Source organism: Cytobacillus sp. FSL R7-0696 (genome assembly GCF_038006865.1).
Lineage (GTDB): Bacteria > Bacillota > Bacilli > Bacillales > Cytobacillaceae > Cytobacillus > Cytobacillus kochii.
On sequence record NZ_JBBOWA010000001.1, the window covers coordinates 2,909,395 to 2,923,022 of the forward strand.

Annotated in this window: 12 protein-coding genes; 8 read left to right on the top strand and 4 right to left on the bottom strand. The window is 36.5% G+C overall.

Annotated features, from left to right (window positions below; all coding sequences use genetic code 11):
* Nucleotides 1-8 precede the first annotated feature (8 nt).
* Nucleotides 9-1,535, bottom strand: a complete 1,527-nt coding sequence (locus tag MKX29_RS15175; RefSeq protein ID WP_341106363.1) for a phytoene desaturase family protein — start codon at nucleotides 1,533-1,535, stop codon at nucleotides 9-11.
* 285 nt (nucleotides 1,536-1,820) lie between these two features.
* The gene (locus MKX29_RS15180) at nucleotides 1,821-3,209 is read right to left on the bottom strand and encodes a sigma-54 interaction domain-containing protein (protein ID WP_341106365.1); all 1,389 of its coding nucleotides are present in this window, start codon (nucleotides 3,207-3,209) and stop codon (nucleotides 1,821-1,823) included.
* A 214-nt stretch (nucleotides 3,210-3,423) separates the two neighbouring features.
* On the opposite strand from MKX29_RS15180, the gene MKX29_RS15185 reads away from it, so the two are divergent.
* From MKX29_RS15185 to MKX29_RS15215, 7 genes are all read left to right on the top strand, one after another.
* Nucleotides 3,424-4,746, top strand: a complete 1,323-nt coding sequence (locus MKX29_RS15185) for an aminotransferase family protein (protein ID WP_341106367.1) — start codon at nucleotides 3,424-3,426, stop codon at nucleotides 4,744-4,746.
* Nucleotides 4,743-6,179, top strand: coding sequence for an aldehyde dehydrogenase family protein (locus tag MKX29_RS15190; protein ID WP_224935736.1), 1,437 nt, complete (start codon nucleotides 4,743-4,745; stop codon nucleotides 6,177-6,179). Before MKX29_RS15185 ends, MKX29_RS15190 begins: the two co-directional genes overlap by 4 nt.
* Before the next feature lie 11 nt (nucleotides 6,180-6,190).
* Nucleotides 6,191-7,582, top strand: a complete 1,392-nt coding sequence (locus MKX29_RS15195; protein ID WP_224935737.1) for an APC family permease — start codon at nucleotides 6,191-6,193, stop codon at nucleotides 7,580-7,582.
* 268 nt (nucleotides 7,583-7,850) lie between these two features.
* Nucleotides 7,851-8,192, top strand: coding sequence for a hypothetical protein (locus MKX29_RS15200; protein WP_095372256.1), 342 nt, complete (start codon nucleotides 7,851-7,853; stop codon nucleotides 8,190-8,192).
* Nucleotides 8,193-8,297: 105 nt separating this feature from the next.
* Entirely contained in the window at nucleotides 8,298-9,260 is a 963-nt protein-coding gene (locus tag MKX29_RS15205) for a ketoacyl-ACP synthase III (RefSeq protein WP_224936188.1), read from the top strand.
* A 406-nt stretch (nucleotides 9,261-9,666) separates the two neighbouring features.
* The gene (locus tag MKX29_RS15210; protein ID WP_341106372.1) at nucleotides 9,667-10,029 is read left to right on the top strand and encodes a hypothetical protein; all 363 of its coding nucleotides are present in this window, start codon (nucleotides 9,667-9,669) and stop codon (nucleotides 10,027-10,029) included.
* A 320-nt stretch (nucleotides 10,030-10,349) separates the two neighbouring features.
* Complete coding sequence (locus MKX29_RS15215) at nucleotides 10,350-11,390, top strand: NAD(P)-dependent alcohol dehydrogenase (protein ID WP_341106375.1); 1,041 nt, start codon at nucleotides 10,350-10,352, stop codon at nucleotides 11,388-11,390.
* A 148-nt stretch (nucleotides 11,391-11,538) separates the two neighbouring features.
* Here MKX29_RS15215 and MKX29_RS15220 read toward each other — a convergent pair whose 3' ends face one another.
* The gene (locus tag MKX29_RS15220) at nucleotides 11,539-11,856 is read right to left on the bottom strand and encodes a hypothetical protein (RefSeq protein ID WP_341106377.1); all 318 of its coding nucleotides are present in this window, start codon (nucleotides 11,854-11,856) and stop codon (nucleotides 11,539-11,541) included.
* Nucleotides 11,857-12,260: 404 nt separating this feature from the next.
* Between MKX29_RS15220 and MKX29_RS15225 the strand changes: the two genes are divergently transcribed.
* Nucleotides 12,261-12,665, top strand: coding sequence for a MerR family transcriptional regulator (locus MKX29_RS15225; protein WP_341106379.1), 405 nt, complete (start codon nucleotides 12,261-12,263; stop codon nucleotides 12,663-12,665).
* Between the two features lie 264 nt (nucleotides 12,666-12,929).
* On the opposite strand, the gene rpsD is transcribed toward MKX29_RS15225, so the two are convergent.
* Nucleotides 12,930-13,532, bottom strand: coding sequence for a 30S ribosomal protein S4 (gene rpsD, locus MKX29_RS15230; RefSeq protein ID WP_095372261.1), 603 nt, complete (start codon nucleotides 13,530-13,532; stop codon nucleotides 12,930-12,932).
* Between the last annotated feature and the right edge of the window lie 96 nt (nucleotides 13,533-13,628).

Here is a 13,628-nt window from a genome sequence, read left to right on the forward strand (position 1 = left end):
TGCCCCCCTTAAATTTTCTCGTATGCTTTCTCGTCATCTAATATAAGCTCCTCTGAGGCAATTTTTGCTGATAATAAAACAATCGGTACCCCTGCGCCAGGATGTGTACTACTACCGGTAAAGTAAAGATTTTCACAATAAGTAGCTTTACTTTGCGGGCGTAAGTGATTGCTTTGGGTCAAATTTGGTCTTAATCCAAAACACGCTCCATTATAAGCGTTAAATCGATGTTTGAAATCCATTGGAGTGATATGTGTTTCAGAAATAATGTGTTCTTCAATATCTTCGAATCCAGGCATGGTTGATAATTTTTTCATGACTTGCTCGCGGTAGTGTTGCGAGGTTTCATGCGTCCATTCATCCTTAGCTGTAGAGAGCTCAGAAACAGGAACAAGTATATAGAGACCATCTTTATCTTTAGGTGCCATTGTTTCATCAAGTTTTGAGCCGATATAAACATAAAAAGAGGGGTCATTTAATTGATTACCTTCGAATATATCGTCAATGTTTTTCTTTAAAGATTGACTAATATAAAAATTATGGACAGTGTCTAGTTGCTCCACTTTTTTATCCAACCCTATATACATGAGAAAGCAGGAACATGAATATTTCATTTGATCAATCTTTTTATCTGTATATTTCTTTCCTTTAGTGCGCTGATCTTGAATGAGATGTTTCATGGCATGAGGAAAGTCTGCGTTGCACATAACATAATCAGAATGGACAACTTGGTTGTTTGCCTGTATACCATATGCTTTTCCATTTTTTATTAAGATCTGTTGCACGTCGCAGTTGTAATTAATTTTACCTCCTAGTTCTAAGAAAAGTTTTTCCATTGATTTTGCCATCGTATGCATTCCACCTTTTATAAACCAGACCCCATAAAGTATTTCAATCATTGGGATAATCGTATATAAAGAGGGTCCAGTATAAGGCGAAACCCCAATATATAATGTTTGGAAGCTCAGCATACTTTTTATTTTGTCATTTTTGATGTACTTTCCAATAAATGAATCTGCACTATCTAATGTTCTTAATTTGAGCGCTTGCCTCAATACTTTGGGGTTATAAAAATCTTTTCCGTTCCTAAAAGGTTTTTGTAGAAAGTGTTCTTTGGCAACTAAAAACCGTTTGTATATTTTTTCTAAATAGGTGAGGAATCCTTGGGCATCTTTCTCATCAATATCTTCAAGTGTTTTCATTAATTCAACTAAGTTTGAGGATATTTCATAATGATCTTGAGCCTGTTCACTGAAGAAAACAGCGTACATCAGATCGAGTTTTTGCATCGGAATATAATCATCAGGATCTCTTCCGGCAAGCTCAAATATCTCTCTGTATAGTTCGGGCATCATCACGATAGTCGGCCCGAGGTCAAATGTGAAGCCATCTTTTTCGATACGATTCATTTTACCTCCAGGATTACTATCTCTTTCATAAATTTCTACATCATAGCCTGCTTTTTGTAATCGTATCGCACTAGCTAATCCTGCAACACCCGCTCCGATGACTACCACACTTTTTGTCTTTTCCATTGCTTCGCTCCTTTTTTTTCTGTACCTAATGAAAAGGAGAAAGTCTAGAATTTAAGTGACACATATGTCACTTAAGTTAAAAAAAAACCTTTCCTTTTACAATAGATAAATATCCTTAATAGTTTTATTTCAAACCTTTTTTTATAAATTTTTTTATTTAGATCTTTTCTCTTTTATCTCATATCATTTTTAATATTTATTTCTTTATCTATATATGTTGCTGAATAAAAAAATAGTAGAAGAAATTGAGTGGCCCTTTTTGTATAGTAAAAAAGCAAATAGAAGCTATAGCTCTCTATTTGCGCGATATTTCTTTAGCTTCCTAGCAGCAGATGCTTGACTAATTCCTAGTAATTCAGCTACTTTATAGCTTGAGGAATATTGTTTATACGTATGTAAGAGAATATGTTTTTCAATTCTTTCTAGTCTTTCTTTTAAGCTTTCATTATTCTTTAGTAGTGGTAAGTCAATGAGGTCTGGTTCAATTTGCTTGTTTTTAAAGAGTGCTTGGGGTAGGTGACTTGGGTAGATAATGACAGAATCAACTGTTAAGACAAGTCTTTCTATTAAATTCTCAAGCTCGCGCACATTTCCTGGCCAATGATACTCTGTTAAGTATTCGTAAGTCTCATTATGAAGCTCTTTCTCCATATGATATTTATTGTTCATGATGGACAGATAATGACTTACTAAAAAGATGATGTCTTCTTTCCGTTTTTTTAAAGGGGGAATTTCAATGGGAATCACATTGATACGATAGTAAAGATCAAGGCGAAAATCACCTTTATTGACCATTTCCTCTAATGGGCGATTCGTTGCTGTAATCAGTCTGAAATGACTCGTTCGATCTGTATTACTGCCAACTCTTTTAAACGTCTTTTCTACAAGTACTTTTAATAATTTGACTTGTAAAGATAACGATAATTCTCCAATCTCATCTAAAAATAATGTACCATGATGTGCTTGTTCAATTAACCCCTTTTTCCCATGCTTATGTGCCCCAGTGAAGCTCCCTGGTTCATAGCCAAAAAACTCCGTTTCGAATAAACTTTCTGGAATAGTACTGCAGTTTACCTCAATGAATGGTTCGTTTTTTTCTTTACTTAGTTGATGGATTTTTCTTGCCCACATACTTTTTCCAACACCAGATTCACCTAATAATAAGACGGTTGCGTTTGTATTGGCTACCCGATGAATCGTTCGTTTGATTTCTTCCATTTTTTTATTACGATATTGGGCATTTTCCTGTTCTCTAAGTGCTTTTACGACCTGCTGATAATTTTTGATTTGTCGCTCTAGCTCTTTATATTGTAGATGAAGTTTATTTATTTCCGTTTGATCTTGAGCATAGCTCACTACGAATTGTATTTGATTGTTAGTATCAAATATTGGATAGGCGGTAGTCATAATGATTTTTCCTGTTAGCGTTTGCTGCATCAGTTCTACTTGTTGTTTCTTTTTTATTACTAATGCTGTAATTGAAGGGTTAAATACGCCTTTTGCCTCTAATTCATAAACTGTTTTACCTAAGCAATCTTCTTGCTTTACACCATAAACAGACCAATGTTTTGGATTGAAATATAAGATTTCGCCTACGCCATTTGTAATTGTAATATTATTATTGGATGTGAGAACAATCGTTTCTATTATGTGATGAAGTGATGAATTTTCCATATAAAAAACTCCTTTGCATAAAAACGTTTCTTTAATTATACAATAATTCAAAATTTAATTAATAATTAATTTATTAATTAAAAAAGTCAAAAATGAATTATTACATTCATTAATCATAAAGAAGTGGCTTCATTTAATAAGTTTTATAAATTTGGCATAAGAATTGCATTATAAAGTATATTATTCGAAATAATCACATAATGGAGGAATTGACATGACGACATTATTAACAACAGAGTTATCTGAATTAGACAAGAAGCATTTTATCCATCCAACTAGCTCAATTGCACAGCAACAGGCGGAAGGTCCGAGCCATATATTTACAGAGGGTAAGGGCGTATATTTGACAGATACGAACGGACATAAAGTTATTGATGGTATGTCCTCGCTTTGGAATGTCAATATAGGCCATGGTGTGAAGGAAATGGCTGAAGCAGCTTATGAACAAATGTCTAAACTCGCTTTTACATCTAATTTTAGCACTTTTAGTAATGAGCCAGCGATTCGCTTAGCAGAAAAGTTGTCAAAAATACTACCAGGAGATTTGAATGCTGTCTTTTTTACATCAGGGGGTTCCGAATCAAACGATACAGCATTTAAATTAGCAAGACATTATTGGATATTAAAGGGTCAACCAGAGCGCCAAAAAATTATTTCCCGGAAAATGTCGTATCATGGTGTTGCAATGGGGGCTACAAGTGCTACAGGGTTAAAACCGTTTCGTGATTTTACAAATGCTAATGCACCCCATTTTCACTATGTAAATTCGAGCGTAGAAGAATTCCGTACATTAGTAGAGAAGGAAGGACCTGAAACGATAGCCGCTTTTATTGCTGAGATTGTTCAAGGCGCAGGCGGAGTCAATCTCCCACCAGAAGGTTACTTTAAAGAGATAAGAAAAATATGTGATGAATATGGCATCTTAATGATTATCGATGAAGTCATTACTGGCTTTGGAAGAACAGGAAAATACTTTGCCATTGAACATGAAGCGATTCAACCAGATATGCTTTGTTTTGCCAAAGGTGTAACAAGTGGATATGCCCAATTAGGTGGTGTCGCGCTTAATGATCGCCTACACAATGATTTCAAGACGCTCTCAAAGGGCACTCTGTTGCATGGTTATACGTATAGCGGTCATCCAGTCGCTTGTAATGTTGCTTTGAAAAATATTGAAATTATTGAGAGGAATGGTCTTATTGAGAACGCGAAAAAAATGGGAGAGGAATTGTATAAAGGGCTAAAGTACTTAGAAGAAAAACATGAAATCGTGACACATGCAAGAGGGTTTGGTTTACTCGGTGGCATTGACATTGTCAAAGATAGTCAATCTGGTGAGCGTTTTGATGAATATTTAAGTCCACTCATTGTAAAGGAAGCTGCGAAGCTAGGGTTGATTTTGCGAACAGTTACGTATGATCATGACTCGATTGTTTTCTCACCGCCGCTCATCATAAACAAAGCAGAAGTAGAGCAGATGGTTAATATCCTTGACCAGGCGATTTCGAATATAAAGAGAGAGGTGTTAGAAGGTTGAAGATTGAAACAAATAAAAAAAAGTATATGCGCTACAACCCTGCTAATACTGATGAATTGATTGGAAAAGTAGAAGAATCATCCCTAGCGGAAGTAGACTTAGCGGCTACTTCTGCTAGGCAAGCCTTTTTAAAATGGAAAAACAAGCCTTCAATTGAACGTGGGGATATTTTACGTGTAGCTGCAGATTTATTAGAAGCAAATATAGAAGAACTGGCTATACTTGCGACAAAAGAAACAGGAAAGATTATAAGAGAGACGAGAGGTGAAATAGGAAGAGCAGCAGCGATTCTTCGATATTATGGGCAAGAAGGATGGCGACAAATTGGAGAGTGTCTTCCTTCTGCGTATATTGGAAAAACCCTCTACTCTTCTAGAGTGCCGATTGGGCCGATTGCTGTTATTTCTCCATGGAATTTTCCCATCGCCATCCCAATCTGGAAAATGGCCCCTGCATTAGTTTTCGGAAATACAGTTGTTTGGAAACCATCAGAGGAATCTACATTAACAGCAATAAAAGTAGCAGAAATTCTGTGGCAAGCAGGGTTACCTAAAGATGTGCTACAAATGGTTAATGGTTCAGGAGCAACGATTGGTGAGGCATTAGTTCGTCATAAAGACATAACTGCAGTTACATTTACAGGGTCAAACCACGTGGGCAATCAAATTGCTGTTACTGCTGCATCTCAGCAAAAGAAGTATCAACTTGAGTTAGGCGGGAAAAACCCTGCGATTGTAATGGCTGATTGTGATTTATCTTTTGCTGCACAATCCTGTATAGACGGTGCAATGAAACAATCTGGGCAACGCTGTACAGCAACGGGCATCGTTTATGTTGAGGAAGCAGTCTATGATTCTTTCAGAACGATATTGGAGGATAGAATCAATGAATTGAAAATAGGAGATCCATTATCAGAGATGACAGATATTGGTCCGGTGGTATCAAAGAGACAATATGAAAAAGTACAATCCTATATCCAAAAAGGATTGGAAGAAGGTGCAGAGCTTGTTTGCGGAAGTAAGTCGCTTGCTGATACATATTGGCATAATGGTTACTATATTCAACCGACAATTTTTGAAAATGTGAAAGAAAACATGACGATTGTTAAGGAAGAAATCTTTGGCCCGGTACTTTGTTTAAGGAAAGTAGCGAATTACAAGGAGGCATTAGAAGCAACGAATTCCTCTAAATATGGCCTAAGCGCTTCTATTTTCACGAATAATCTTCACCAAGCATTTCATTTTATTCAACATGCTGAAGCTGGTATGGTTCAAGTCAATGGAGAGACTGGAGGTGCAGAACCCCAAGCACCATTTGGGGGGATGAAGGCATCAAGCTCAGGTAGCAGAGAACAGGGACAAGCAGCAATTGAGTTTTTTACAGAGATAAAAACAGTATCTATACAAACTTTTGAAACATTAGATGGCAATTAAATCTGAAAGGGTTGAATTTTATTAACAAGAATAAAGTCCTGTCTCGATTCGATGTGTTGTTTTTGTCTTTTGGTGCAATGATTGGCTGGGGTTGGGTTGTGCTTTCAGGCAACTGGGTTCATACTGCCGGTTCTGTTGGAGCAACGATTGCCTTTATTGTTGGCGGTATTTTAGTTTCTTTTGTCGGACTTGCTTATGCAGAATTATCATCAGCGATGCCGACAAATGGGGGAACGATGATTTTTGCAGAAAGAGGGATTGGACGTAAGTCCGCTTTTATTGCTGCTTGGGGGTTAGCACTTTGCTATATTTCAGTCGTCGCTTTTGAAGCAGTTGCCCTGCCGACCGTTGTAGAATATTTGTTTCCTAATTACAAAGTTGGTTATATGTACACCATCAATGATTATGATGTCTATTTATCCTGGGTTTTAGTAGGAGTAGCAGGTGCCCTATTTGTTACCATTTTTAACTTCTTTGGTGTGAAATCAGCTGCCTTTTTACAGATGGTATTAACGATTGTGATTTCTTTAATTGGTGTCATGCTCATTGCAGGTGCCGGTGTGACTGGAAGCTTAGCAGATGCTGAACCACTTTTTGTAGGGGGCGTTTCAGGTATTATTGTTGTTCTAGTGATGACTCCATTTATGTTTGTCGGTTTTGATGTTATCCCACAAACGGCTGAGGAAATGAATATACCTCCAAAATCGATTGGACGCCTTTTAATAATGTCAGTCGCCTTTGCTGTTATATTTTATATTGGAGTAGTCATAGCAGTAGGAATAGCAGTAGATAAAACAATTCTTTCGACATCGGTTTTACCAACCGCGGATGCGATGGCAATCATATATGGTTCTGATCATTTTGCTACCATTTTGATTCTTGGAGGAATTGCTGGGATACTGACGAGTTGGAATGCCTTTATTATTGGGGGTAGTCGTATTCTTTGCTCAATGGCAGAGAAGGAAATGATTCCCGCTTGGTTTGGTCGCTTACATCCCAAAAATAAAACGCCAACGAATGCGATTCTTTTTATTGGTGGACTATCAATGTTAGCGCCACTCTTAGGTCGTCCAATGCTTGTATGGTTAGTAGACGCTGGTGGGTTGGCCGTTCTCTTTGCTTATTTAATCGTCTCTATTGCCTTTTTGCAATTACGTAAAAATGAACCAGATATGCTTCGACCATTCAAAGCAGGTAATTCTAATATTGTCGGATGGTTAGCGGTTCTATTAAGTATTGGCTTTATTGTCCTCTTCTTCCCGGGAATGCCTGCTGCATTAATCTGGCCATATGAATGGGTCATCTTTGCAGGCTGGTGGGTTATAGGTGGTCTATTAATCTATCTTAAACGTGAAACTTATATGAAGAGTAGCAAAGATATATCTAGTTCAAAAACAATGTAACCATTCTATATGTTTCCGAATGTAGCAAGGAGTTTTTTCGAAGAAAGAAAAGTCTAAAGGAGTTCAATTTTGTTAACATATGAGTGATAAAAGTATTTTGCACCCTAATAGGGTGTTTTTTTTGTGCCTATTTTCCTATATTCTAGTAAAAATTTTATTAATCATCCGATATTATTATAGTAGACTAATAGTTTTATATAGTCTTATAACTCGTTTGTGGGTGTAAAGACCTATATGCGAGTAAAAAATAATAAGGAGTTATATGAAAATGAAAAAAGCAACGATTCATGTGAATGAAGCAAGTAAAATAGTAAATATGTCTGTAGCAGGGCAGATGACGATGGAGGATGCAAAGCTTTTTGTTGAGGAATATGTGGCAAAAATCGGTCCGATCAATGGACCGGATTATGACCTTTTTGTTGATTGTACGGAAATGAAGCTTTTATCTCAAGAGCTGTCTGATAATTTGACAGAAGTGATGAAAATGTACAAAGAGACAGGCTTCAAGAAAGTCATCTATACGATTAAGGAAAATGTAGTCCTCAAAATGCAATTGGCAAGAGTGGCGAGAAACGCGGGTCTTTTACAAGCAAGTGTTGAAGAGGCTTAAATAAGTATGAAGAGCTATTCTATTTGGGTAGCTCTTCATACTTATTTATATGGAAAAGAAATCATATCAAGAGGAGAATCGAAAGTGACAGAACAAAATATTAAAATGCGTGCAATAGCTATCTATCATCCGGAGAATGTTGTGACAAATGATTTTTATATTGAACATTTTAAGAAACAAGGGAGGGATATTACCCATTTCCTTGAAATCATGGGAAGAAAAGAGCGATACATCATTGATAACAGTAAGGAGAATAGCTTATCAATGGGAATAGAAGCAGCGAAAAAGGTATTAACTAAGGCTGAAATGGCTGGAGGGGATATAGATCTAATCGTCTTTTCCACACAGGTACCTGAAAGGACGTTTCCAAGTCATGCGATGTATGTACATGAGGCCATTGGTGCCAAGAATCATACAATGATATATGATAGTAATGCAAATTGCGCAGGTATGACTTTAACAGTGGAAAATGTGTCACGTTACATGATGGCCAATCCACGTGTGCAGAAAGCATTGGTGATTGGATCGGATGCGAATAGCCTCATTTCTCACCCTCAGCAAGAGATAACCTTTGCCAACTTTGCTGATGGAGCAGCAGCTCTTATTTTAGAAAAAACAACAGAAGAAACAGGTTTTATTGATGCCATATTCGAAGTGGATTCTGCGAATAAAGATAATATTGTCTATCCGCAGGCAGGTTTTTCTCAAACGAGAGGACAAGCAGAAAATATTGTATTCCTACCTTTTGATGGAGCAATGGCCATTCCAGTAGCTTGTGATATGATCGAAGAATTGCTTGAAAGAAATAACCTAACAATAGGAGACGTAGATGCTTACTGTTTCTCACAATTTGCTTTATCAAACATTAAGAAAATACAATCACATTTTGAAATCAACCAGGAGAAGATCATCTACATAGGTGATAAGTATGGGTATACCACTACAAGTAGTCCTTTTATTTGTTTATATGAAGGTATTGAAACAGGAAGAATTAAAAGAGGCGATACGGTGTTATTTTGGACTATTGGTGCGGGGCATGAGATGGTTGCCATGTTGTTTAAGTATTAAGCAAGGAGGTATATCATTATTAAATAAAGAAAAACCAACATATAGTAGTGACTCCTAAAAGTTAGAGCTTTATATTAAGCAACGATTTGGCTGGCATGAACATGGTATAGAACCACTCATGTCTGCCATTTTTTTCTTTATGCGCTTATTTATATAATAAATGATCTATTCTCTTTTAATTTTCTCAAATGAGCAGCGTGTTTTCTGAAATACATTTCCTGATTTAGTAATCCAAAAAAGTTTTCCATAGGTGAATTGTCTAAGCAGTTTCCTTTTCGGGAAATACTCCGGAACTCAAGTATTAGATGAAGTTTATGGCATGGTTAGGTATAAAAAGAATAAAAGTATTGATTGAGCTCCAAATAACAGTATAATCTTTTGGTTAACCGAAACATGGGGGGATTGAATGAGTTGGAAGGATTTAGAAATAGAGAAAATTAATACAATTGAAAAGTTAGTGGCTGAGTTTGAAGTATCTGCTTTAACTTTTTTTGAAGAAGTATATGAAGGTGACCAAATTCCTTTTGGTTCCTTTAAAGTGAGAATCTATGAACAAAAAGAATCTAATACCTTTATTGGTTATACAAATCTAAAACTAAAAGATCCTTTAGGTGGTTTTGAGGGAGCAGTAGGATATGGCTTGAAAATTGAGGATGCCTTAGTAGACATTATAAAAAACTTCAAGAATAATGTTTGTTCTTACATGGATAATTGTAAAAGGAAATTAAATAAGGATGACTTTTCTTTAGTAAGTTATGACGAGTTTTAATAAAGCCCCTTCTCAATCGAGAGGGGTTCTTTACTTAAACAGCTGTTTGTTTAAAAAACATCTTTTCACAAATTAATTACTAATTAAGTAAATTCACCTTTAGCCAGTTTGCCTTAAAAAACAAATTGCTTTAGCGAAATCTCCTTGGTTCAAACCTCGCTCTTTTCTAAATTCGGAGTATCACTATTATGTGATTTTAGCTTGATTCTGCATATAAACTTATACCTTGACTTAGAGTTAACTATAGGGGTTATTCTAGTTTTGTAAGAAACAAACAGGTCAATTCTCTTTGAAAATCAAATTATTGGAGGTTTAAACAAATGATAACAGCTAAAGCAAGAGCAGTAGACGGTCCAGACAAACCATTTAGAGTTGCAGAAATTAAAAGACGTGATCTTGATTCACAAGATGTTCTGATAGAAATTAAATATGCGGGCATATGTCATTCTGATATTCATACTGCTCATGGTGAATGGGGTCCAGTGAACTATCCACTTGTACCCGGACACGAGATTGCGGGAATCGTCACAGATGTTGGAGCCGAGGTGACAAAGTATAAGGTTGGGGATCGAGTAGGAGTCGGATGTATGGTTGATTCCTGTGGTGAGTGTGAGAACTGCCGTAAAGGAGAAGAGCAATATTGTTTAAAAGGAAAAGTCGATACTTATGCAGGTGTTGATAAATACGGGGAACCCACTCAAGGTGGCTATTCAACCCACATTGTCGTATCGGAAGATTTCGTACTCAGAATACCTGATAATATTGAATTTGACGTAGCAGCACCATTACTTTGTGCGGGTATTACAACATATTCTCCATTAAACCATTGGGGAGCAGGTCCTAACAAGAAAGTAGCAATTGTTGGTATGGGGGGGCTTGGACATATGGCGGTTCAAATTGCACATGCAATGGGTGCTGAAGTCACTGTTCTGTCTCGAACATTGAAGAAAATGGACGATGGTCTGAAGTTAGGTGCAGATCATTACTATGCAACAAGTGACACAGAAACATTCGAGAAACTTGCCGGATCCTATGACTTAATTATTAATACGGTAAGTGCAAAGATTAATCTGGATGCCTATTTAGGACTACTCAATCTTGATGGAGCGCTAGTAAACGTAGGTGCGCCTGCAGAACCACTGTCACTAAACGTGTTCAATTTAATCGGTCATCGTCGTTCATTTGCTGGTTCAATGATTGGAGGCATCCGGGAGACACAGGAAATGTTGGATTTTTGTGCTAAACATAATATTACTCCTAAAATTGAAGTGATTTCAGCTGATCAAATTGACGAGGCTTATGAACGTGTAGTAGCTTCCGATGTGAAGTATAGATTTGTAATTGACATCAGTACAATGTGAATGACGTAAGTGATATTTATGGGGGACAGCCAATGGCGGTACCCCTATAAAAATTAAATATTAGTAACTAAAAAGACGAACGATAACAAGATATCTTGATGTCGTTCGTCTTTATTTGTTCGCTAAAACCTATGCCCTGAATTTTTCTTTATAAATCCCGATTTTTGCTTTTCATCATTTTACTGTATACTTCAAAATATATCTTTTCTGAATCTGACGCTCTATTATATGAGTTTGAATTTATCGCACGATGCCATAATGGATAGATAGGCTCAAGTGCCGTTAAGTCCGTGATTTGTCTAATATCGTCATCCGTTAATTTTAAATTATACGATACAATATTTTCATGCAGCTGGTCTTTATTTCTCGCAGCTAATACGATTGAATCTACATTTGGTCTGTAGCCGTAGCATAAGTTATAATCCTGCCCTTTAGGATAGGCACTGATGACTTCAATATACTTCAAACGCTTGTGATCAAATCCCCTGGCTACAATGAGAACCTCGTGAGAGTTACTGTGATAATTAGCAACAACCCCGCGCCATGCACCAAATCAGTTATTTTGTGCTAAAAAAATGTATTGACCGATCTTCGTGACCCAATCCATTTTATATAACACTTAAACCAGATTAAACTAAGAACTCATGTTAAAATAGCTTCTATTCATTTCAATCCTTGCTTTTTCTCCTCTTACATAATCCAGTTTAAATCTTATAGTTAACTCTAGGTCAAATGGTACGTTTATTCTTTTTACCCCAAATTTCTAATTAACAGATGACTTTGCCAATCAACAAATATCGTGATATAATTTCCTTCATTTCTAGAGTTAACTCGAAGTCTATATCGTAAAAAAAGAAAAGGGGAGTAATAATGAAGACATATTCTATCAGCGAGGTTGCTAAAGAATTAAATCTAACCGCATATACCCTGCGCTACTATGACAAAGAAGGACTTATGCCATTTATAGAACGTACTGCTAGGGGAACAAGGCTTTTTAAAGAATCCGATATCGACGCTTTAAAAATAATTGAATGTTTAAAAGCCACCGGAATGCCTATTAAAGAATTTATTGATTGGTGTTCTGAAGGAGATTCCACCTTGCAACAAAGATTTGACATGTTTATGGAACGAAAAGCTATAGTGGAATCACAACTAGAGGAATTAAACAAGACAATGGAACTCATCAAGCATAAATGTTGGTATTACAAAACAGCTTTGGATTCCGGAACTGAAGATATTCATAAAAATAATAAAATAGAAATTCCTTTTAACTAAATATAGTTCTAAGACAAAGTCATTCTGTAAGTTCTTTTATTCCTTGTGAACCGTCAAGTACGATGTTCGGGGATTTGAAGAATGAGTAATAATATGAAGCAAACGGGCCTTTTTCTATTCATATTTTTGGGACCAAGTTGGTCCCAAATCAGTGCATTTATCTTGGCCTGTATTGCAAAGTAAATAAAAACGAAAAAACCCCTGAAATGTTGATTTAACAACATTTCAAGGGTTTTATTAGCATTAAAATGCTTAATGCTAATATTAACGAGAGTAGAACTCAACGATAAGAGATTCGTTAATTTCTGCTGGAAGTTCAGAACGCTCTGGTAAACGAGTGAAAGAACCTTCAAGTTTATCTGCATCGAAAGATACGAAATCAGGAACAAAGTTGCTAACTTCAACTGCTTCTTTCACGATATCTAGGTTACGAGATTTTTCGCGAAGAGTAATTGTTTGACCTGGTTGCATGCGGTAAGAAGGGATATCTACACGCTTGCCATCAACTAAGATGTGACCATGGTTCACAAGTTGACGAGCTTGACGACGAGTACGAGATAAACCTAGACGATAAACAACGTTGTCTAAACGAGATTCTAAAAGAATCATGAAGTTTTCACCGTGTTTACCAGTCATTTTACCAGCTTTATCGAATAAGTTACGGAATTGGCGTTCGTTTACACCATACATGTGACGAAGCTTTTGCTTCTCTTGTAATTGTAATCCGTACTCAGATAATTTTTTACGTTGGTTAGGACCATGTTGTCCAGGAGCGTAAGGACGCTTTTCTAATTCTTTACCAGTGCCGCTTAGAGAAATACCAAGACGACGAGATAATTTCCAGCTTGGGCCAGTATAACGAGCCATAATATGACTCCTCCTTTTTGTTTTTATTTGGGTAAAATAAAAACAGTTGTGGTCATCTTTACGCACATTTTGTTTTCAAGTATCTTCGCCCTCGCA

Excerpts from the sequence above, each read along its gene's own strand:
- MKX29_RS15175 (WP_341106363.1), bottom strand. The coding sequence starts at position 1,535 with ATGGAAAAGACAAAAAGTGTGGTAGTCATCGGAGCGGGTGTTGCAGGA.
- MKX29_RS15180 (WP_341106365.1), bottom strand. The coding sequence starts at position 3,209 with ATGGAAAATTCATCACTTCATCACATAATAGAAACGATTGTTCTCACA.
- MKX29_RS15185 (WP_341106367.1), top strand. The coding sequence starts at position 3,424 with ATGACGACATTATTAACAACAGAGTTATCTGAATTAGACAAGAAGCAT.
- MKX29_RS15200 (WP_095372256.1), top strand. The coding sequence starts at position 7,851 with ATGAAAAAAGCAACGATTCATGTGAATGAAGCAAGTAAAATAGTAAAT.
- MKX29_RS15205 (WP_224936188.1), top strand. The coding sequence starts at position 8,298 with ATGCGTGCAATAGCTATCTATCATCCGGAGAATGTTGTGACAAATGAT.
- MKX29_RS15210 (WP_341106372.1), top strand. The coding sequence starts at position 9,667 with ATGAGTTGGAAGGATTTAGAAATAGAGAAAATTAATACAATTGAAAAG.
- MKX29_RS15215 (WP_341106375.1), top strand. The coding sequence starts at position 10,350 with ATGATAACAGCTAAAGCAAGAGCAGTAGACGGTCCAGACAAACCATTT.
- MKX29_RS15225 (WP_341106379.1), top strand. The coding sequence starts at position 12,261 with ATGAAGACATATTCTATCAGCGAGGTTGCTAAAGAATTAAATCTAACC.
- rpsD (WP_095372261.1), bottom strand. The coding sequence starts at position 13,532 with ATGGCTCGTTATACTGGCCCAAGCTGGAAATTATCTCGTCGTCTTGGT.